The 20,734-nt window shown below is 68.2% G+C and carries 19 protein-coding genes and 1 pseudogene; 12 read left to right on the top strand and 8 right to left on the bottom strand.

The genetic code is table 11. The annotated features are described in order from the left end of the window. The 4 genes and pseudogenes from ACOJVU_RS17275 to mptB all read right to left on the bottom strand — a co-directional run. Positions 1–100: pseudogene (locus ACOJVU_RS17275) on the bottom strand (heme A synthase); the annotation flags it as partial. Positions 101–241: 141 nt separating this feature from the next. After that, positions 242–1,018 (bottom strand): ABC transporter permease, encoded by a 777-nt coding sequence (locus ACOJVU_RS17280; protein ID WP_421530888.1) that lies wholly within the window; start codon positions 1,016–1,018, stop codon positions 242–244. Further along, on the bottom strand, positions 1,015–1,968 hold the full coding sequence (locus ACOJVU_RS17285; protein ID WP_421530889.1) for an ABC transporter ATP-binding protein: 954 nt from the start codon (positions 1,966–1,968) through the stop codon (positions 1,015–1,017). The genes ACOJVU_RS17280 and ACOJVU_RS17285 overlap by 4 nt, the downstream gene beginning before the upstream one ends. Next, positions 1,965–3,671 carry a polyprenol phosphomannose-dependent alpha 1,6 mannosyltransferase MptB gene (gene mptB / locus ACOJVU_RS17290; protein WP_421530890.1) on the bottom strand — a complete coding sequence of 569 codons (1,707 nt, stop codon included), beginning with the start codon at positions 3,669–3,671 and terminating at the stop codon, positions 1,965–1,967. Before mptB ends, ACOJVU_RS17285 begins: the two co-directional genes overlap by 4 nt. Positions 3,672–3,774: 103 nt before the next feature. Here mptB and ACOJVU_RS17295 point away from each other — a divergent pair, with 103 nt between their 5' ends. From ACOJVU_RS17295 to ACOJVU_RS17325, 7 genes are read left to right on the top strand one after another with little or no spacing between them, the layout of a single operon-like run. Then, on the top strand, positions 3,775–4,542 hold the full coding sequence (locus tag ACOJVU_RS17295; RefSeq protein ID WP_421530891.1) for a helix-turn-helix transcriptional regulator: 768 nt from the start codon (positions 3,775–3,777) through the stop codon (positions 4,540–4,542). Next, entirely contained in the window at positions 4,539–7,112 is a 2,574-nt protein-coding gene (gene sufB / locus ACOJVU_RS17300) for a Fe-S cluster assembly protein SufB (protein WP_421530892.1), read from the top strand. The genes ACOJVU_RS17295 and sufB overlap by 4 nt, the downstream gene beginning before the upstream one ends. Beyond that, positions 7,109–8,269: a Fe-S cluster assembly protein SufD gene (sufD, locus tag ACOJVU_RS17305; RefSeq protein ID WP_421530893.1), complete on the top strand. Its 1,161-nt coding sequence runs from the start codon at positions 7,109–7,111 to the stop codon at positions 8,267–8,269. Before sufB ends, sufD begins: the two co-directional genes overlap by 4 nt. Then, positions 8,266–9,075 carry a Fe-S cluster assembly ATPase SufC gene (sufC, locus tag ACOJVU_RS17310; RefSeq protein ID WP_421530894.1) on the top strand — a complete coding sequence of 270 codons (810 nt, stop codon included), beginning with the start codon at positions 8,266–8,268 and terminating at the stop codon, positions 9,073–9,075. Before sufD ends, sufC begins: the two co-directional genes overlap by 4 nt. Beyond that, a complete protein-coding gene (locus ACOJVU_RS17315; RefSeq protein ID WP_421530895.1) occupies positions 9,076–10,326 on the top strand; it encodes a cysteine desulfurase in 1,251 nt (416 codons plus the stop codon). Further along, entirely contained in the window at positions 10,323–10,790 is a 468-nt protein-coding gene (gene sufU / locus ACOJVU_RS17320) for a Fe-S cluster assembly sulfur transfer protein SufU (protein ID WP_421530929.1), read from the top strand. The genes ACOJVU_RS17315 and sufU overlap by 4 nt, the downstream gene beginning before the upstream one ends. Then, positions 10,787–11,137, top strand: coding sequence for a metal-sulfur cluster assembly factor (locus ACOJVU_RS17325; protein WP_421530896.1), 351 nt, complete (start codon positions 10,787–10,789; stop codon positions 11,135–11,137). The genes sufU and ACOJVU_RS17325 overlap by 4 nt, the downstream gene beginning before the upstream one ends. Before the next feature lie 49 nt (positions 11,138–11,186). Here the strand turns inward: ACOJVU_RS17325 and ACOJVU_RS17330 are convergent, their stop codons facing one another. Then, a complete protein-coding gene (locus ACOJVU_RS17330) occupies positions 11,187–12,047 on the bottom strand; it encodes an acetamidase/formamidase family protein (protein ID WP_421530897.1) in 861 nt (286 codons plus the stop codon). Between the two features lie 148 nt (positions 12,048–12,195). Between ACOJVU_RS17330 and ACOJVU_RS17335 the strand changes: the two genes are divergently transcribed. Next, positions 12,196–12,777, top strand: coding sequence for a transposase (locus ACOJVU_RS17335; RefSeq protein WP_421530898.1), 582 nt, complete (start codon positions 12,196–12,198; stop codon positions 12,775–12,777). 275 nt (positions 12,778–13,052) lie between these two features. On the opposite strand, the gene ACOJVU_RS17340 is transcribed toward ACOJVU_RS17335, so the two are convergent. Next, positions 13,053–13,871: a DUF5666 domain-containing protein gene (locus tag ACOJVU_RS17340; protein WP_421530899.1), complete on the bottom strand. Its 819-nt coding sequence runs from the start codon at positions 13,869–13,871 to the stop codon at positions 13,053–13,055. A 130-nt stretch (positions 13,872–14,001) separates the two neighbouring features. Here ACOJVU_RS17340 and ACOJVU_RS17345 point away from each other — a divergent pair, with 130 nt between their 5' ends. From ACOJVU_RS17345 to ACOJVU_RS17360, 4 genes are read left to right on the top strand one after another with little or no spacing between them, the layout of a single operon-like run. Then, positions 14,002–14,229 carry a hypothetical protein gene (locus tag ACOJVU_RS17345; protein WP_421530900.1) on the top strand — a complete coding sequence of 76 codons (228 nt, stop codon included), beginning with the start codon at positions 14,002–14,004 and terminating at the stop codon, positions 14,227–14,229. Next, complete coding sequence (gene trxA / locus ACOJVU_RS17350) at positions 14,226–14,585, top strand: thioredoxin (RefSeq protein ID WP_421530901.1); 360 nt, start codon at positions 14,226–14,228, stop codon at positions 14,583–14,585. Before ACOJVU_RS17345 ends, trxA begins: the two co-directional genes overlap by 4 nt. A gap of 16 nt (positions 14,586–14,601) precedes the next feature. Then, the gene (locus ACOJVU_RS17355; protein ID WP_421530902.1) at positions 14,602–15,456 is read left to right on the top strand and encodes an enoyl-CoA hydratase; all 855 of its coding nucleotides are present in this window, start codon (positions 14,602–14,604) and stop codon (positions 15,454–15,456) included. A gap of 15 nt (positions 15,457–15,471) precedes the next feature. After that, on the top strand, positions 15,472–17,100 hold the full coding sequence (locus tag ACOJVU_RS17360) for an ABC-F family ATP-binding cassette domain-containing protein (RefSeq protein ID WP_421530903.1): 1,629 nt from the start codon (positions 15,472–15,474) through the stop codon (positions 17,098–17,100). A 54-nt stretch (positions 17,101–17,154) separates the two neighbouring features. Here the strand turns inward: ACOJVU_RS17360 and ACOJVU_RS17365 are convergent, their stop codons facing one another. Both ACOJVU_RS17365 and ACOJVU_RS17370 read right to left on the bottom strand, forming a co-directional pair. Then, positions 17,155–17,736: a TetR/AcrR family transcriptional regulator gene (locus ACOJVU_RS17365; RefSeq protein WP_421530904.1), complete on the bottom strand. Its 582-nt coding sequence runs from the start codon at positions 17,734–17,736 to the stop codon at positions 17,155–17,157. Positions 17,737–17,804: 68 nt separating this feature from the next. Beyond that, complete coding sequence (locus ACOJVU_RS17370) at positions 17,805–20,624, bottom strand: aconitate hydratase (protein ID WP_421530905.1); 2,820 nt, start codon at positions 20,622–20,624, stop codon at positions 17,805–17,807. Positions 20,625–20,734 lie beyond the last annotated feature (110 nt).

Raw genomic sequence — 20,734 nt, forward strand, 5'->3', positions numbered from 1 at the left:
CGCCGGTGACGGCGATGCCGCCCTGGGTGAGGACCACCAGCGCGGCGATGACGCGCTGAGCGCGCAGGCTCGGACGCGGGAGTAGGTCCACCAGACGCATCAGCACGTGTCCGATCGTAAGGCACCGAAAACTACAGCCTGTAGTACGCCCGGGAGTTCCGCGAGACATAAACCACGCACACCGGTGCCGGCGTGTCCTCGCAGACGTTTATGTGTCGCGAGCCGGACAGCCGCGCACGTGTCAGGTGAACCGGAACCAGCGCAGCGCCGCCAGTGCTGCCACCGCACCCCACGCCGCCAGCACGGTGACCCCGAACCAGTCCACCGACACGCTCATCGCCTGCGACAGCGCCTCGGTGAGCGCGCCCGACGGGGTCAGCCGGGACAGCCATTTCACCGAAGCCGGGATCATCCCCGTCTCGACGGTCAGCGCGCCGAGGCCGGCGAAGACGAACCACAGGAGATTGGCGACCGCGAGGACGATCTCGGCCCGCAGCGTGCCGCCCAGCAACAGGCCCAGGGCGGCGAACGCGGCGGTGCCCAGCACGATGATCGGCCCGCCGAGGACCAGGCCGGCCCACGCGGGCCGCCAGCCCAGCGCAATCCCGATGGAGCCCAGGATGAGCGACTGCAGGAAGACCACCGCGACCACGGCCAGCGACTTGCCGGCGACGATTCCCCACACCGGCAGCGGGGTGGCCCCCAGCCGTTTGAGCGCACCGTAGCGACGGTCGAACGCGACCGCGATCGCCTGGCCGGTGAACGCGGTCGAGATCACCGCGAGCGCCATGATGACCGGGACGAACGTCGCGGCCCGGTTGGCGCCGAAGGAACCCAGCGGCAGCAGCGTGAGCCCCACCAGCAGCGTGATCGGGATGAACATGGTCAGCAGCAGTTGCTCGCCGTTGCGCAGCAGCAGCTTCAGCTCCAGGCCGAACTGCGCGCCCAGCATCCGGGGCACGCTGTTGGGCCGCGGGTCGGGAGTGAAAGTGCCTGCGGGGAAAGCGGATTCGCTCATGGGCGCAGGTCCCTGCCGGTGAGATCCAAGAACACGTCCTCGAGGCTGCGTTGCTCGACCCGCATGTCGGTGGCGAGCACGTCGATCTGCGCGCACCACGCCGTGACGGTCGCCAGCACCTGCGGGTCGACGCGGCCCTCGACCAGGTACTCGCCCGGCATCGCCTCGCCGACCCGGTAGTCCTCCGGCAGGGCGGAGGTCAGCAACGACAGGTCGAGCCGCGGCGGCGCGGTGAACCGCAGCTGGCCCTGGGCGCCGGTGCGCATCAGCTCCGCCGGGGTGCCGGCGGCCACCGTCTCCCCGTGGTCGATGATGACCAGCCGATCGGCGAGTTCCTCGGCTTCCTTGAGTTGGTGTGTGGTCAGCACCACCGTCACGCCGTCGCGGCGCAGCGCGTCGATCAGCTCCCACACCAGCAGTCGCGCGTGCGCGTCGAGGCCGGCGGTGGGTTCGTCGAGGAAGACCAGTTCCGGGCGGCCCACCAGGGCGCACGCCAGCGCGAGCCGCTGCTGCTGGCCGCCGGAGAGCCGCCGGTAAGTGGTGCGCGCGGCCTCGGTCAGGCCCAGGGTGTCCAGCAGCCACGCCGGGTCCAGGGGGTCGGCGGCGTAGGAGGCCACCAGATTGAGCATCTCCCCGGCGCGGGCCGCGGGGTAGCCGCCGCCGCCTTGGAGCATCACCCCGATGCGCGCGCGCAGGAGCGCGTTGTCGGTGACCGGGTCCATCCCCAGCACCTCGATCGAGCCGGAGTCGGGGCGTACGAAGCCCTCGCACATCTCGACCGTCGTCGTCTTCCCGGCGCCGTTGGGGCCCAGCAACGCGAACACCTCGGCGGCGTGCACGTGCAGATCGAGGTTGGCGACGGCCTCCACTGCGGCCGCGCCGGAACCGTACCGCTTGCTCACTCCACGCAGCCGTACCACCGCGTCGGGGAGTGGGGCGGGCGGGCTCACGTGGAATCAGCGTAGGCGTCCGGCGCCGCGGCCTGCCGCGGGGTCTCGGCAGACTCGGGGTCCGCCGCGTCCGGCGCCGGACCGGCCGGTTCCGGGGAATCGGGTCGGGGGCCCCGCCACGGCAACCGGGTGTAGGTCAGCGCGATGAGCACCACGACGATGACGGCGCTGGCCAGGGTGGCGTCGACGATCTGGAACAGCGCGAAGCGGTCGCCGTTGGCCGTCGGCCCGAAGATGCCCACCACCAGGGTGATGGCGATGACGGCCATCCGGAAACCGGCGCGGGTCGCCCAGGCGGCCAGGGGGATGATGGCCCACAGCAGATACCAGGGCTGCACGACGGGGAACAGCAGCACCGTCACGCCCAGCGCGACGCCCAGGCCGCCGATCGGGTGCAGCCGGCCCCGCAGGACCGACACCAGCAACCAGCCCACCATCACCGTGATGATCAGCACACCGATGACGCGGGTGAGCGCCAGCACCGCGGTGGTGTGGTCGCCCACCCCGAGCAGGATGCCCACCTGGCCGGTGCCCAGGGCCAGCAGCGTCGGCGGCGACATCCAGCTGCGCACCACGTTGGCGGTGCCCAGCGTGTAGATCCAGCCGAATCCCAGCCCGCTGGCCCAGCCGACGACGGCCATCACCGTCAGCGACAACCCGGCCATCGCGCCGCCGGAGACGAGCAGCGCGCGCAGGCTGCCGCCGCAGCGGTTGACCAGTGCCATGGTGACGAAGCCGAGCGCGAGCAGCGAGGGCAGCTTGACCTGCGACGACAGCGTGATCAGGACGGCCCCGGCCAGCACCAGTCCCAGGGGCTCCCACTCACCCGGGTTTCGCCAGCTGGTGGGCAACAGGCGCGGGAAGCGGGACGGGTCCAGGCCGCGCAGCGCGAACTCGGCGCCGGTCAGCATCAGCCCGAGCATCAGCGCCTCGTTGTGGATGCCGGCGACCAGATGCATGATCAGCAACGGGTTGGCGGCGCCCAGCCACAACGCGCTGACCTCGGCCACGCCGCAGCGCCGCGCCAGCCGCGGCGTCGCCCACACGATCAGCCCCACACCGACCAGCACCACGACGCGGTGACAGAGCACGGCGGCGACGATGTTCTCGCCGGTCAGCGACGAGATCCCCCGCCCGATCCACAGGAACAACGGGCCGTAGGGTGCCGGCGTCTCGCGCCACAGGCTGGGTACCGAAAGGGTGAACACGTGCGACAGCCCCAGCCCGGAGGCCGGGCCCACGCGATAGGGGTCGAGCCCTTCCAGGGAGATCTGGCTCTGGGCCAGATAGGAGTAGACGTCCTTGCTGTACATCGGAGGCGCGGGCAGCAGCGGCAGGATCCACAGCAGCAGGGTGCGGTCCAGGTCGCCGCGTGACATCCGCCTGCTGCCCAGCGCGAATCGGCCCAGCATCAGCCAGGCCAGTGCCATCATCACCGCCCCAGTCGTCGTCATCGTCAGCGACACGGTCTGGATCCGGGACGGCAGGTTCAGCAGCCGCACCCCGAACGTCGGGTCCTGGACGACGGGCCGCGCGCCGGCGCCCAGGGCGCCGATCGCCATCAGGACGGTGCCGGTGCCCCCGAACAATCGCGTGCGTCGCAGCGCGGTCAGCTCGGTGTCGGTCAGCGGCGGGGCCACCGTCTGTTCGTCGCCGTGCAGACTGGCGATCGACGAGCTCAGCGAGTGGTGGCGGGCTGGCATCAGTGCAGCGTAGCGGCAGTCGATGTCCTCGGTGTGAGCAGCGCAACTCTCGCAGGCGGAGTCCGCGGTGGACCTGCGCCCGGAATTGCGTCACACTGGTGTTGTGAAAATCCGGCTCGGCCTGGAGACCGCTGCATGCGATGCGGCGGTGTACGCCGCATCCCAGGATGGTCACACCCGCCGCGCGATCGTGCGGCTGCTGCTGGAATCCGGATCGATCACCGTCGCCGAGATCGGCGACCGGCTGGGCCTGGCGGCGGCCGGGGTGCGGCGTCATCTCGACGCGCTGATCGAAGCCGGTGACGCCGAGTCCGTGGCCGCCGCGGCGTGGCAGCAGGCGGGGCGGGGGCGTCCCGCCAAGCGCTACCGGCTGACCCCGGGGGGGCGGGCCAAGCTCGGTCACGCCTACGACGACCTGGCGGCCGCCGCGATGCGGCAACTGCGCGAAGTCGGCGGCGAAGGGGCGATCCAGGTGTTCGCGCGGCGCCGCATCGACGCGATCCTGACCGGTGTCGAGGCGGCAGGCAGCCTGGCCGACACCGACATCGAGGCGGCCGCCGAGCGGATCGCCGGCGCGCTCACCAAGGCCGGCTACGTCGCGACCACCACGCGGGTCGGCGGGCCGATTCATGGCGTGCAGATCTGCCAGCACCACTGCCCGGTTTCGCACGTCGCCGAGGAGTTTCCGGAGCTGTGCGAGGCCGAGCAGCAGGCCATGGCCGAGGTGCTCGGGACCCACGTGCAGCGGTTGGCGACCATCGTCAACGGCGACTGCGCCTGCACGACGCACGTACCACTGACGCAGTCACCGAGCACGGCGCACAGCCCGCGCCGCGCCGACACTATGAGCATCAAAGGAGCGTCCGCATGACCCTGGAGGCCGACAAAATCGTCGCACCGCTCACCCAAGAGGAGACCATCGCCTCGCTGGGCCGCTACGGCTACGGCTGGGCGGACACCGACGTCGCCGGCGCGAGCGCGCAGCGCGGGCTGTCTGAGGCGGTGGTGCGTGACATCTCGGCGAAGAAGAGCGAGCCCGAGTGGATGCTGGCGACACGGCTCAAGGCGCTGCGCATCTTCGAGCGCAAGCCCATGCCGTCGTGGGGGTCGAACCTGGAGGGCATCGACTTCGACAACATCAAGTACTTCGTGCGCTCCACCGAGAAGCAGGCCGCGAGCTGGGAGGAGTTGCCCGAGGACATCCGCAACACCTACGACAGGCTGGGCATCCCGGAGGCGGAGAAGCAGCGGTTGGTTGCCGGTGTAGCGGCTCAGTACGAATGCCTGGCAGGTGAGACCTTGGTGTGGACCGCGAACCGGGGCCAGATTCCGATCAAGGAGATCGAGTTCGGCGATTACGTATTCGCGTACGACGAGGGCGCCGAACGATTCGTCGTGGCCCCGGTCAAGGCCGCCGCACAGACGGACACCCGGCTCACCTACACGGTGCAGACGACGCGCCGCAGCGTCCGCGCGACCGGTAACCACCCCATGCTGGTATTGCGGGACGAGCGCAAGGACGGGCGGCAGCGCGCCCGCTTCGCCCGGCGATGGGTGACGGTGGATGAGATCAAGCCGGGCGACTTCATCGGCGTGCCGCGGCGTATTCCCGAGTTCGGCGTCACCGCGGAACTTCCTGACGTGGCCGGGTTGGATGTCCCTCGGGTCAGCTCTGTCGACTTGATGTGGCTGCTTGGTCTTTACATCGGCGACGGCAACCTGCACCTCTCACCGAAGACCTATCGAGTGCAGTTCGCGGTTCCCGCCACCGACGTCCGATTTCGGGCCGAGGTGACTCGCGTCGTCGGGGAGCTATTCGGACTCCGTTGTATCGAGGCAGACGACTACCGGATCGTCGTCAACTCAAAGGCCTTGACGGAGTGGATCGTTGCATTAGGGTTCGGCGGGGTGTCGCTGACCAAGCGGGTGCCCGACTGGGTCTATGGCTTGCCGGTTGAGCAGCGGCTGGCCTTTCTCGGCGGCTGGGTCGACGCCGACGGGTACGTCGGCCCGGCGAGCGGCGACTCAGTGTTGCTGACTTGTGCCAATGAAGCGTTGCTCGGACAAGCGCGCGAACTGGCCGAATTGTCCGGTCTGCGCGCGGGTGGTCCGTGGGCGTTCAGCCAACCGTATCGGCATGCCCCGGAGCGCACCCAGACTGCCTGGCGCCTCGGTATTTCCGGTGACTTCGAGCGGCTCGGCTGTCGCAACCCGAAGCGGACGGACCGCTTCGGCCGTCGCCGCTACCTGCATTCCTCGAACGGTGCACACGGGACGACGATCCGGGCGCACACCAACGACTGGCTCGGGTTCGAGCGGGTCAAGTCGATCGAGCCGCACACCGTCGAGCCGGTCTTCGACGTCGAGGTGGACGGACCGCACAACTTCGTGGCCGAAGGTCTCGTGGTGCACAACTCCGAGGTGGTCTACCACCAGATCCGCGAGGACCTCGAGGCCCAGGGCGTCATCTTCATGGACACCGACACGGGCCTGCGGGAGCGCCCCGAGATCTTCCAGCAGTACTTCGGCACCGTGATCCCGGCGGGGGACAACAAGTTCTCGGCGCTCAACACCGCGGTGTGGAGCGGTGGCTCGTTCATCTACGTGCCGCCGGGCGTGCACGTCGACATCCCGCTGCAGGCCTACTTCCGGATCAACACCGAGAACATGGGCCAGTTCGAGCGGACGCTGATCATCGTCGACGAGGGCGCCTACGTGCACTACGTCGAGGGCTGCACTGCGCCGATCTACAAGTCGGACTCGCTGCACTCCGCGGTGGTCGAGATCATCGTCAAGCCCGGTGGCCGCTGCCGGTACACCACGATCCAGAACTGGTCGAACAACGTCTACAACCTGGTCACCAAGCGGGCCCGCGCCGAGGCCGGCGCCACCATGGAGTGGGTCGACGGCAACATCGGCTCCAAGGTCACGATGAAGTACCCGGCGGTGTGGATGACCGGCGAGCACGCCAAGGGCGAGGTCCTGTCGGTGGCGTTCGCCGGTGAGGGTCAGCACCAGGACACCGGCGCCAAGATGCTGCACCTGGCGCCCAACACGTCGAGCAACATCGTGTCCAAGTCGGTGGCCCGCGGCGGCGGCCGCGCCTCCTACCGCGGCCTGGTGCAGGTCAACAAGGGGGCGCACGGCTCCAAGTCCAGCGTGAAATGTGATGCGCTGCTGGTCGATACGATCAGCCGAAGCGACACCTACCCCTACGTCGACATCCGTGAGGACGACGTCACGATGGGTCATGAGGCCACCGTGTCCAAGGTCGGCGACAACCAGCTGTTTTACTTGATGAGCCGCGGGATGACCGAGGACGAGGCGATGGCGATGGTGGTGCGCGGCTTCGTCGAACCGATCGCCAAGGAACTCCCGATGGAGTACGCCCTGGAGCTCAACCGGCTGATCGAACTGCAGATGGAGGGTGCGGTCGGATGACCGCTCCGATCGCGATCACCAAGGGCGAGCTGTTCGCCTCCTTCGACGTCGACGCCTTCGAGATCCCGCACGGCCGCGACGAGCTCTGGCGGTTCACCCCGCTGCGGCGGCTGCGCGGACTGCACGACGGCTCGGCGCCCGCCACCGGCAGCGCGCGCATCGACGTCGACGAACGTGCCGGTGTGCGCACCGAGACCCTGCGCCGCGGCGACCAGCGACTGGGCCAGGCCGGAGTCCCCACTGATCGTGTTGCGGCGCAGGCGTTTTCGTCGTTCGATTCGGCGACGGTTGTCACCGTCGGGCGGGACGTGCAGATCGCCGAGCCGGTCAACGTCACCGTGACCGGGCCCGGGGAGGGCGCGGTCGCCTACGGGCACCTGCAGATCCGGGTCGACGAGCTCGGCGAGGCGGTGGTGGTCATCGATCTCCGCGGCAGCGGAACCTACGCGGACAACATCGAATTCGTCATCGGTGACGCGGCCCGGCTCACCGTCGTGTGGATCGCCGACTGGGCCGACGACGCGGTCCACGTCAGCAGCCACCACGCGAGGTTGGGCAAGGACGCGGTGCTGCGCCACGTCGCGGTCACCCTGGGCGGGGAACTCGTGCGGACGTCGGCCAACGTACTGTTCGCCGGCCCCGGCGGTGATGCGGAGCTGTTGGGAATGTACTTCGCCGACGACGGCCAGCACCTGGAGTCGCGCCTGCTGATCGACCACGCCAAGCCGGACTGCAAGTCCAATGTGCTGTACAAGGGTGCGCTGCAAGGGGATCCGGACTCCGCGCTGCCCGACGCGCACACCGTCTGGGTGGGCGACGTCTTGATCCGCGCCGAGGCCACCGGCACCGACACCTTCGAGGCCAACCGCAACCTGGTGCTCACCGACGGGGCGCGCGCCGACTCGGTGCCCGATCTGGAGATCCAGACCGGCGAGATCGCCGGTGCCGGGCACGCCAGTGCCACCGGGCGTTTCGACGACGAGCAGCTGTTCTACCTGCGCTCCCGCGGCATCCCGGAGGAGCAGGCGCGCCGGTTGGTGATCCGCGGGTTCTTCGGCGAGATCATCTCCAAGATCGCCGTGCCGGACATCCGGGAACGCCTGACCACCGCCATCGAACACGAACTCGAATTCACGGAGAAGACGAAAGCTTCATGACGACACTGGAAATCAAGGACCTGCACGTCAGCGTCGACAATCCCGACGCCGCCGAAGGACAGCGCGAGATCCCCATCCTCAACGGTGTGGACCTCACGGTGAAATCCGGTGAGACGCACGCGTTGATGGGCCCCAACGGCTCAGGCAAGTCGACGCTGTCCTACGCGATCGCCGGCCACCCGAAGTACCGGGTGACCTCGGGCTCGATCACCCTGGACGGCGAGGACGTGCTGGCCATGGGCATCGACGAGCGCGCCCGGGCCGGCATCTTCCTTGCCATGCAGTATCCCGTCGAGGTGCCGGGGGTGTCGGTGTCGAACTTCTTGCGCTCGGCGGCCACCGCCGTGCGCGGCGAGGCTCCCAAGTTGCGGCACTGGGTCAAAGAGGTCAAGGCGGCGATGGGTTCGCTCGAGATCGACCCCGCGTTCGCCGAGCGCAGCGTCAACGAGGGCTTCTCCGGCGGTGAGAAGAAGCGCCACGAGATCCTGCAACTCGAGCTGCTCAGGCCCAAGATCGCCATCCTCGACGAAACCGACTCCGGGCTGGACGTCGACGCGCTGCGAGTGGTCAGCGAAGGGGTCAACCGTTACGCCGAGACCGGCTGGGACGACGGCAGCGGCGAGCCGGTGCGGGGAGGCATCCTGCTGATCACCCACTACACCCGCATCCTGCGCTACATCCACCCGCAGTTCGTCCACGTCTTCGTCGGCGGCCGCATCGCCGAATCCGGCGGCCCGGAGCTGGCCGACGAACTCGAACAGAACGGCTACGTGCGCTTCACCGAAGCGGCCGCAGCGGGGGCCTGAATGCCGACCCCGACCCGACTGGACGTCACGGCCATCCGGGCCGACTTCCCGATCCTGCAGCGCGTCATGCGCGGCGGGAATCAATTGGCCTACCTTGACTCCGGCGCGACCTCCCAGCGTCCGCTGCCCGTGCTCGACGCCGAGCGGGAGTTCCTGCTGACCTCCAACGGCGCCGTGCATCGCGGCGCGCACCAGCTGATGGAGGAGGCCACCGACGCCTACGAGCGGGGCCGTGCGGACATCGCGGCGTTCGTCGGCGCCGACCCCGACGAGCTGGTCTTCACCCGCAACGCCACCGAGGCGCTCAACCTGGTGTCCTACGTGCTGGGTGACAACCGGTTCGAGCAGGCCGTGGGTGAAAATGACGTCATCGTCACCACCGAGCTCGAGCATCACGCCAACCTGGTGCCGTGGCAGGAGCTGGCCCGCCGCACCGGCGCCACGCTGCGATGGTTCGGGGTCTCCGACGAGGGCCGCATCGACCTGGACTCGTTGCGGCTCGACGAGCGGGTGAAAGTCGTTGCCTTCAGCCATCATTCCAACGTCACCGGCGCGGCGGCGCCGGTGGCCGAGCTGGTCGCGCGGGCGAAGGCGGTGGGGGCGCTGACCGTGCTGGACGCCTGCCAGTCGGTGCCGCACCAGCCGGTCGACCTGCACGCCCTGGACGTCGACTTCGCGGCGTTCTCCGGGCACAAGATGCTGGGCCCCACCGGGATCGGCGCGCTCTACGCGCGCCGCGAGCTGTTGGCGACGCTGCCGCCGTTCCTCACCGGCGGCTCGATGATCGAGAGCGTGACGATGGAACGCTCCACCTACGCGCCCGCGCCGCAGCGATTCGAGGCGGGCACCCCGATGACCTCCCAGGTCGTCGGGCTGGGCGCGGCCGCGCGCTATCTGGGCGCCATCGGTATGGACGCCGTCGAAGCCCACGAACGCGAGCTGGTCGCCGCCGCCATCGAGGGCCTGTCGGGCATCGACGGTGTCCGCATCGTCGGGCCCACCTCCCTGGCGGACCGTGGCTCGCCGGTGTCGTTCGTCGTGGACGGGGTGCATGCGCACGACGTCGGGCAGGTGCTCGACGACGACGGTATCGCGGTGCGCGTCGGACACCACTGCGCGATGCCGCTGCACCGCCGCTTCGGGGTGGCGGCCACCGCGCGCGCGTCGTTCGCGGTGTACAACACCGCCGAGGAGGTCGACCGTTTGGTGGCCGGCGTGCGCCGGGCGCTCGAGTTCTTCGGGAGAGACTGACGGTGCGCTTGGAGCAGATGTACCAGGAAGTGATCCTCGATCACTACAAGCATCCGCAGCACCGGGGGTTGCGGGAGCCGTTCGGCGCGGAGGTCTTCCACGTCAACCCGACCTGCGGTGACGAGGTGACCCTGCGGGTGGCCCTGTCCGACGACGGCGAGCGCGTCTCCGACGTCTCCTACGACGGGCAGGGGTGTTCGATCAGCCAGGCGGCCACATCGGTGCTCACCGAGCAGGTGATCGGGCAGAGCGTGCCGCAGGCGCTCGCGACCATCGCCGCGTTCACCGAGATGGTGTCCTCCCGCGGCGCCGTCGAGGGTGACGAGGACGTCCTCGGTGACGGGATCGCCTTCGCCGGCGTCGCCAAGTACCCGGCCCGGGTGAAGTGCGCACTGCTGGGATGGATGGCCTGTAAGGACGCGCTGGCCCGGGCCAGCGAAGCTTTTTCAGGAGGTTGCAGATGAGTGAGACGACCGCACCGGATGACGCACTGCTCGCCGACGTCGAGGAGGCGATGCGTGATGTCGTCGACCCGGAGCTGGGCATCAACGTCGTGGATCTGGGGCTGGTTTACGGCCTCAACGTCGTCGATGAGGGCGGCGAGGGAACCGTCGCCGTCATCGACATGACGTTGACGTCGGCGGCCTGCCCGCTGACCGACGTCATCGAGGACCAGTCCCGCATGGCGCTGGTCGGCAGCGGCCTGGTCAACGAGCTGCGGATCAACTGGGTCTGGAATCCGCCCTGGGGTCCGGACAAGATCACCGACGACGGCCGGGAGCAACTACGCGCCCTGGGCTTCACTGTCTGAAGCGCCGTCTGAAGCGCCGTCTGAAGCGTGGTAGCCGCCCTGGCGGCGGTCAGGAGCTGGCGTGTGGCGCGCCGATACCGGAGTCGATTCGATGCGGGCCGGATGCCGACGGGACTACCGGGAAGTCGAAGATCGCCGCCGGAATGTACACGGTGGCGCATGAATTCGGGATGTCCACCACGCCCGACAGGCGTCCCTCGATGGGGGCCGGCTGTAACCGAATTTCGTCAGATAGTCGATGGCATGCAGGCATGCGCGCTGATACGCAAGATCGGAGTCCAGATATCTTTGTTCGCCATCCAGTGTCACCGACGTGCCCGAGAAGGCGATCCACTCCGAATGCTGGGGTGCGGTGTTGCCGGGCATGAAGATCGCGCGTTCGCGCACGCCGTAAATCTCCATGCCGCCTTTGATCACGTCGACGCGTCAGTCGATGAACCCACCCATCTCGATCGCTCCGCAACCCGACTGCCTTTGGCGAGGTTCTTGATATCCTGATTTCCGCCGTTCTCGCGCGGGGGAGCGGTGCCAGCACGAGCGGTGGCACCCGCTGCGGATCGGTGGCGATGAGCGCGCCCTCGCGTCTGTTCCATGTCGCCAGGAGTTCTACAGACGGAGCCGTACCGATCAGGCCCGGATGCACGGTACCCGTGTACTTGACGCCGGGAATGTGTCGCGACGTCGCGCTTTGCCCGGCGAAATCCCAGATCGCCTTGTAGGCATCGGGAAAGCGGTCGGTGAGAAATCCGCCGCCGTTGAGTGTGGAAAAGATTCCGGTGTAGCCCCAGCCCTGGCCGGCGAGCGGGCCCGAATCCTTCTGCAGGATAGGTCCGACGTCCAGGATGTCGACGATGAGTAGGTCGCCGGGTTCGGCGCCTTCGATCGCGAATGCGCCGGAGAGGCAATGCACATCCTTTAGCGGCGCGTTGAGGGCTCTTGAATTTTAACCGGGCAGTTGTGATCGCGCCCACATAGATCGTGCCGCTGCGTGGGGAGGCCCTTGGTCTTCCGAAGTCTGAAGTTTGCGGATTTCAGGCGAAGGAAGGAAGCCAAGGGCCGTGATCGACGGTACGACATTGTTGTTTGGGCTGCCAGGTGTCGAGGTTGAGCGTGTCGAGCGGTGGGCAGATGGGACGCGGGTGGTGCACGCGGTGACCGCCGAGCCGGCGGCGGCGGTGCTCGGTTTCGACGGGACCCGGCGCGGAAAGCCCCGCTGGCAGCAGTGCGCCAGGACGGGCCGCTGGGTGCGGGTCTACCCGTGGGACACCGGGTTCGTCGGCCTGGCCGGCGATCAGGGCCTGTTGGGGCGACGCGAGGGCCGCACCGGCGCTGCGGTGATCGACTGGCTGCGCGAACGCAGCGAGGAGTTCCGCGCCGGTGTGCAGTATGCGGCGATCGACGCGGCCGCGGTGTACACGGCGGCGGTCCGCACACCGGGGTTGTTGCCGAATGCGACACTGGTGGTTGACCATTTCCATTTGGTGACATTGGCCAACGACGCGGTCACCGAGGTGCGCCGCCGGGTCACCTGGGGCCTTCGGGATCGCCGCGACCGCACATACGACCCCGAATTGGCCAACCGGCGCCGACTACTGCGTTCCCGAGAACGATTGTCGGACAAGAGTTTCGCCACCATGTAAAACACGATCATCGACGAAGACCCCAGCGGCCAGATCCTGTCGGCGTGGATCGCTAAAGAAGAACTGCGCACCCCGTGCTCCACCGTGCGCGCCGGCGCCGATGATCCCGACGTGGTCGCCAGTGTGCCGCCGGCGCAACGCCGGAAGGTGAGCATGACGACAGATCCGCTGCACCGCACCTTGCCGCGGTCATGAGCGTGCGGTGCGGCGGTCCACACTCTGCCGGCCCCACCGGGCGCAACGAATCTCAGGTGGATGAGGCGAGCGTGTCGCGGCTATCCGCCGTGGCCGGGCTGCGCGGGCATGTCGCACTTGCCGTCGACGGCTTCGCGCAGCTTGATGCTCGTCGCCTGAAGTTTGCCCGCGCTGTCCTTGGTGCCACGCGCCTTGATGCACTTGCCCGCTGTGATCGCGTCGAGGGTGACCTCCGCCTGCTTGGTGTAGGTGGTCTTGTCATCGACCGTCACCGCCGTCTGCAGCGGATTGCCGGCGGCGTCGTTGGTCGTGACGTTGATGGTGTTGTTCGCCACGGAGGCCACCGTGCCGCGGATCCGCACCGGTTCGGCGGGTGCCGGCGCAGCCGAACCCGAAGGCGCCGGGCTGCTGGAGGCGGCTGCAGGCTTCGGTCCCGGCGGGCACTTGCCGTCGACGGCAGGCTTGACCCGCACCGACGCCGCCTTGACCGGCTGTCCGGCCTCGGCCTCGGCTTCGGCCTTGGCGGGCCACACGCTGACACAGCTGCCCGTGGTGACGTCGGTGAGGGCCGCCGAGGTGGTCTCGGTGATCTTGGTCGTCGGCGTGTAGTCCACGGTGGCGTTGGAGTCGTCCTTCTGGGTGACCTGGATCGCATTGCCCGCCACCGATGCGACCAGGCCGCTGACCTTCGCCTGACCTTCGGCGGGCGCCTCAGTGGTCGTGGAGGTCTCGGCGGACGTCGAGGTGGACGTGGACGTGGACGTGGACGTGGACGTCGGGGTGGATGTCGGGCTCGACTTGTCCGACGAGGTGCAGGCGGCGATGGAGAGTGCGGCGGCTCCGGTGACTGCAAGGACGGCGAACCGGATCAGTCGAGGCGACTGTGGGCTGACAGACATCAACGTTTCTCCAATCGTGGTTATGTCACCAACGTCAGGGGTTTACCTGTTCAAGCTGAAAGTAGCCTGTGCGCAACAAGCGCAGAAGGCTGCCCCGAGGAACCGCATCTGGTCGGCGTCGAGGGATTCGATGACGGTGCCCAGGGAACCCAGCCTGGGCAGCATGTTCTTGGCCAACAACTCAGCGGTCGCGATCCTGCCCCGAGAGAACGCCGTGTCAGTACCGCCGCGCCCGGTCGAGGGCGGCGCGCGCGGCGCCGGCGTGCTCCGGGGGCATCCAGGCCGGCGAGACCACGTCCGAAAGCGGGTTGCCACCGCGGGAACACAACTTCCGCCGGCCGCGTTGGGCCGAGTGTGACAACGATGGAACTCACTAACGAGAAATTCAACGAAACGATCGAGGGCAACGACATCGTGCTCGTGGACTTCTGGGCCTCGTGGTGCGGACCGTGTCGGCAGTTCGGGCCGACATTCGAGGCGTCGTCGGAGAAACACCCCGACATCGTGCACGCCAAGGTCGACACCGAGGCCCAGCAGGAGCTCGCCGCGGCCGCCCAGATCCGCTCCATTCCCACCCTGATGGCGTTCAAGAAGGGCATGCTGCTGTTCAACCAGCCCGGAGCCCTGCCGCCGGCGGCCCTGGAGGATCTGGTGCAGCAGGTCAAGGCCTTCGACGTCGAGGCCGCTCGAGCGGATCAAGCCGACCAGACCTGAGGCGCCGGCGCGCCGCGTGGCGGCCGCGCGCCGGGATGCGCGCTACCGTTCACGGGTGAGTTTGGTTCTGGTGGAGCAACCGCGACCGGGTGTGGCACTGATCACCCTCAATCGGCCCGAGCGGATGAACTCCATGGCGTTCGACCTCATGATGCCCCTCAAAGAGGCCCTCGAGCAGGTCAGATACGACAATTCCGTACGCGTGGTGGTGCTCACCGGGGCAGGCCGGGGATTCTCCTCGGGCGCCGACCACAAATCCGCGGGCACGGTTCCCCACGTCGACGGGTTGACCCGCCCGACCTACGCGCTGCGCTCCATGGAGGTCCTCGACGAGGTCATCCTGGCGCTGCGCCGGCTGCACCAACCGGTGATCGCCGCGGTCAACGGCCCGGCCATCGGCGGTGGTCTGTGCCTGGCCCTGGCCGCCGACATCCGCGTCGCCTCGACCGGTGCGTATTTCCGCGCCGCGGGCATCAACAACGGTCTGACCGCCAGCGAGTTGGGGCTGAGCTACCTGTTGCCCAGGGCGATCGGATCCTCCCGCGCGTTCGAGATCATGCTGACCGGTCGTGACGTCACCGCCGAGGAGGCCGAACGGATCGGGCTGGTCTCGTGTCAGGTGCCCCAGGACCAGCTGCTGGACACCTGCTATGCGATCGCCGCGCGGATCGCGGCGTTTTCCCGGCCAGGGACCGAGTTGACCAAGCGCACACTGTGGAGCGGGCTCGACGCCGGTAGCCTGGAGGGGCACATGCAGGCCGAGGGTTTGGGACAGCTGTTCGTCCGCCTGCTCACCGAGAACTTCGAAGAAGCCGTCGCCGCGCGCAAAGAGCGCCGGCCGGCGGTTTTCACCGACGACAAAGACAAATAGGCAAGGGGCGCGATCGTGATCACGGCCACGGACCTCGAGGTCCGCGCTGGCGCGCGCATCCTGCTGTCGCCCGACGGGCCGAGCCTGCGCGTGCAGCCCGGTGACCGCATCGGGCTGGTCGGGCGCAATGGCGCGGGCAAGACCACCACCCTGCGGATCCTGGCGGGGGAGGGGCAGCCCTACGCGGGCGCGGTCACCGTCACCGGCGAAATCGGTTATCTGCCGCAGGACCCCAAGCAGGGAGATCTGGAGGTGCTGGCGCGCGACCGGGTGCTGTCGGCCCGCGGGCTCGACGTGCTGCTCAGCGACCTCGAGAAGCAGCAGGTGCTGATGGCCGAGGTCGCCGACGACGAGGCGCGTGACCGCGCGATCCGCCGTTACGGGCAGTTGGAGGAGCGGTTCGTCGCGCTGGGGGGCTACGGCGCCGAAAGCGAGGCCGGCCGCATCTGCGCGAGTCTGGGGCTGCCCGACCGGGTGCTGACGCAGAAACTGCGCACCCTGTCCGGTGGGCAGCGCCGCCGGGTGGAGTTGGCGCGCATCCTGTTCGCGGCATCCGACAACGGTTCTGGTTCGGACACCACGCTGCTGCTCGACGAGCCGACCAACCACCTCGACGCGGATTCGCTCGGCTGGCTGCGCGATTTCCTGCGGGCGTACACCGGGGGCCTGGTCGTCATCAGCCACAACGTCGAATTGCTCGACGACATCGTCAACCGGGTGTGGTTTCTGGACGCGGTGCGCGGCGAGGTCGACATCTACAACATGGGCTGGAAGAAGTATCTCGACGCCCGGGCCACCGACGAGCAGCGTCGCCGCCGCGAACGCGCCAACGCCGAACGCAAGTCCACCGCGCTGCGCGAGCAGGCGGCCAAGCTGGGCGCCAAGGCGACCAAAGCCGCTGCGGCTCAGAACATGTTGCGCCGCGCCGACCGGATGATGGCCGCCCTCGACGACGAACGTGTCGCCGACAAGGTGGCCCGCATCAAGTTCCCGACGCCGGCCCCGTGCGGGCGAACACCGCTGGTGGTCAAGGAGTTGAGCAAGACCTACGGCTCGCTGGAGGTGTTCACCGGGCTGGATCTGGCCATCGACCGCGGCTCGCGGGTGGTGGTGCTGGGGCTCAACGGCGCCGGAAAGACGACACTGTTGCGACTGCTGGCCGGAGTGGAAACTCCCGACACCGGAGGTCTTGAGCCCGGGCACGGCTTGCGGATCGGCTATTTCGCGCAGGAGCACGACACCCTCGACGACGACGCGACCGTGTGGGAGAACATTCGGCACGCCGCACCCGAATCCGGCGAACAGGACCTGCGGGGCCTGCTCGGGGCGTTCATGTTCAGCGGCCCGCAGCTCGACCAGCCGGCGGGCACGCTGTCCGGCGGTGAGAAGACCCGGCTGGCGCTGGCCGGTCTGGTGGCGTCCACGGCCAACGTGTTGCTGCTGGACGAACCGACCAACAACCTCGATCCCGCGTCGCGTGAGCAGGTGCTCGACGCGCTGCGCAGCTACGCCGGTGCCGTGGTGCTGGTGACGCACGACCCCGGTGCCGCCGAGGCGCTCGATCCGCAGCGGGTGTTGCTGTTGCCCGACGGGACCGAGGACTATTGGTCCGCCGAATACCGCGATCTCATCGAGCTGGCTTAGCTCGGCGTAGCTCGGGCACGTCGCCGCAGGCGACGGCGAGCGCCCGCTGAGTTTCTAGGTCGCGATCCCGGAACCGTTGCGGCGCATCGACTTCTCCACCAGGTCCAGCACCGCGGACAGCCGCCGCGGATCTTCCCCGGACGCCAGCCGGGCCACCAGGCCGTCCAGGACGAGTTCGAGATAGCACTGCAGCACGTCAGCGGGGACGTCGTCGCGCACCCGATGCGCTTCCTTCTGGCGGCGCAGGCGGTCGGTCGTCGCCGTTGCCAGTTCCGCGGACCGCTCCGCCCACCCGCGGCTGAACGCGGGGTCGTTGCGCAGTTTGCGTGCGATCTCCAACCGGGTGGCCAGCCAGTCGAATTGCTCGGGCGCAGCGAGCATGTCGCGCATCACCTGAACGAGTCCGGAGCGGGAGGCCACGTCGGCCATCCGTTCGGCGTCCTCGTGCGCCAGCGCGAAAAACAGCGCGTCCTTGTCCCGGAAGTGGTGGAAGATCGCGCCGCGCGACATCCCGATCGCCTGTTCCAGCCGGCGGACGGTGGCTTTGTCGTAGCCGTACTCCGCGAAGCAGCGACGCGCACCGTCCAGGATCTGGCGGCGGCGGGCCGCCAGATGGTCCTGACTGACTTTGGGCACGGGTGGGCAGGGCTACATCTTCGGGTGGCGACCCGCGGCGCCCGGCCACGCTGCGCTTGCGATCGCCACTAGCCCGACTTGAGCATGTTGCGCAACACGTACTGCAGGATGCCGCCATTGCGGTAGTAGTCCGCCTCGCCGGGGGTGTCGATGCGCACCACCGCGTCGAATTCGACCGGGTCGGCTCCGTCTTTCCTGGCCCTGACGTGAACGGTTTTGGGTGTCTTACCGTCGTTGAGCGCACCGATCCCGGTGATGTCGAAGACCTCGGTGCCGTCGAGCCCGAGCGAACCGGCCGACTTGCCCTCGGGGAACTGCAGTGGGATGACGCCCATGCCGATCAGGTTGGAGCGGTGGATGCGCTCGAACGACTCGGCGATCACCGCGCGCACGCCCAGCAGCAGCGTGCCCTTGGCCGCCCAGTCCCGCGAGGAACCGGAGCCGTATTCTTTGCCGCCCAGCACCACGAGCGGAATGTTCTGTGCCGCATAGTTTTGCGCGGCGTCGTAGATGAACGCCTGCGGGCCCCCGTCCTGGGTGAAGTCACGGGTGTACCCGCCCGCCACATCATCGAGCAGCATATTGCGCAGCCGGATGTTGGCGAACGTGCCGCGGATCATCACCTCGTGGTTGCCGCGCCGCGAACCGAAGGAGTTGTAGTCCCTGCGGTCCACGCCGTGCTGGTCGAGGTACTGCGCCGCCGGGGTGCCAGGCTTGATCGCGCCGGCGGGGGAGATGTGGTCGGTGGTCACCGAGTCGCCCAGCAGCGCGAGCACCCGGGCGCCGGTGATGTCGCCGACCGGTTCGGGGTCCGCCGTCATGCCCTCGAAGTAGGGCGGCTTGCGAACGTACGTCGAGTCGGGATCCCACTCGAAGGTCTTGCCGCTCGGGGTCGGCAGGTTGCGCCAGCGCTCGTCGCCCTTGAACACGTCGGCGTAGTTCCTGGTGAACATCTCGGAGTTGATCGCCGAGGCGATGGTGTCCGAGACGTCCTTCTGCGACGGCCAGATGTCCTTCAGATAGACAGCCTCGCCGTTTTTGCCGGTGCCGAGCGGCTCCTTCTCGAAGTCGAAGTCCATGGTGCCGGCCAGCGCGTAGGCGATGACCAGCGGCGGCGACGCCAGATAGTTCATTTTCACGTCGGGGTTGATGCGGCCCTCGAAGTTCCGGTTGCCCGACAAGACGGCGGCCACCGAGAGATCGTTGTCGTTGATCGCCTTGGAGACATCCTCGGGCAGCGGGCCGGAGTTGCCGATGCAGGTGGTGCAGCCGTAGCCCACGAGGTAGAAGCCGAGCTTCTCCAAATACGGCCACAGGCCGGCTTTGTCGTAGTAGTCGTGGACCACCTGGGAGCCCGGGGCCATCGTGGTCTTCACCCACGGCTTGGACGACAGGCCCTTTTCCACGGCCTTGCGGGCCAGCAGCGCCGCGCCCAGCATCACCTCGGGGTTGGAGGTGTTGGTGCACGACGTGACCGCGGCGATCACCACGGCGCCGTGGTCGAGCACGAACTCGCCGTATTCGTCGGACTTCACCGTCACCGGGTTGCTCACCCGGCCTTTGGCGTGCGCGGCCGCCGAGTGCACCGGCGGGGTGTCGTCGGCGTGTCCGTTCTCCAGTGCGCCAGGATCACTGGCCGGGAACGACTCGTCGACGGACTCGTCGAGCTTGGAGTACTCCTTCTTGTCCGGGTCGTCACCGACGTAGCCGGGCAGCTGGTTGCGGAATGTCGTCTTGGCTTGCGACAACGGGATTCGGTCCTGCGGACGCTTGGGCCCGGCAATCGAGGGCACCACGTCGGCGAGGTCGAGCTCGAGGTACTCGGAGAAGGCGGGCGCGTGGTCGGGGTCGTGCCACATGCCCTGCGCCTTGGCGTAGGCCTCGACCAGCGCCAGCTGCCCCTCGTTGCGCCCGGTGAACCGCAGGTAGGAGATCGTCTCTTCGTCGACCGGGAAAATGGCTGCGGTGGAACCGAATTCGGGGCTCATGTTGCCCAGGGTGGCACGGTTGGCCAGCGGCACCTGGGCGACGCCTTGGCCGTAGAACTCGACGAACTTGCCGACCACGCCGTGTTTGCGCAGCATCTGGGTGACGGTCAGCACCACGTCGGTGGCCGTCACGCCCGGCTGGATCTCGCCGGTCAGCTTGAAGCCGACCACCCGCGGGATCAGCATCGACACCGGTTGGCCCAGCATGGCGGCCTCGGCCTCGATGCCGCCCACACCCCAGCCCAGGACGCCCAGGCCGTTGACCATCGTGGTGTGCGAGTCGGTGCCCACGCACGTGTCGGGGTAGGCCACTCCGTCGCGTTCCATGACCACGCTGGCCAGGTATTCGATGTTCACCTGGTGCACGATGCCGGTGCCCGGGGGCACCACCTTGAAATCACGGAACGCGCCCTGGCCCCAGCGCAGGAACTGGTAGCGCTCCCCGTTGCGCTGGTACTCGATCTCGACGTTGCGCTCGAACGCGTCGGCCCGGCCGAACAGATCGGCGATCACCGAGTGGTCGATCACCAGGTCGGCGGGTGCGAGCGGGTTGACCTTGTCCGGTGTGCCGCCCAGGTCGCCGATGGCCTCCCGCATGGTGGCCAGGTCCACGATGCACGGCACACCGGTGAAGTCCTGCATGATCACGCGGGCGGGCGTGTACTGGATCTCGATGCTGGGCTGCGCCTCGGGATCCCAGTTCGCGATGGCTTCGATGTGGTCCTTGGTGATGTTGCTGCCGTCCTCGTTGCGCAGCAGGTTCTCGGCGAGCACTTTGAGGCTGTAGGGGAGCTTCTCGGTGTTGGGGACCGCGTCCAGGCGATAGATCTGGTAACTCTTGTCGCCGACCTTCAGGTCGTGGCGGGCACCGAACGAGTTCACAGGATCCTTGCTAGTCACATCAACTCCCGGGGATTGAGTTCTTGCGCCGACGGGCCGTGCCGGCGCAGCCACTTTAACAGTACGTTTGTCCTGCATTACGGCCGCAGTTCTACCACTCAGTCTTGTCG

The organism is Mycobacterium sp. THU-M104 (assembly GCF_049197365.1).
Taxonomy (GTDB): Bacteria; Actinomycetota; Actinomycetes; order Mycobacteriales; family Mycobacteriaceae; genus Mycobacterium.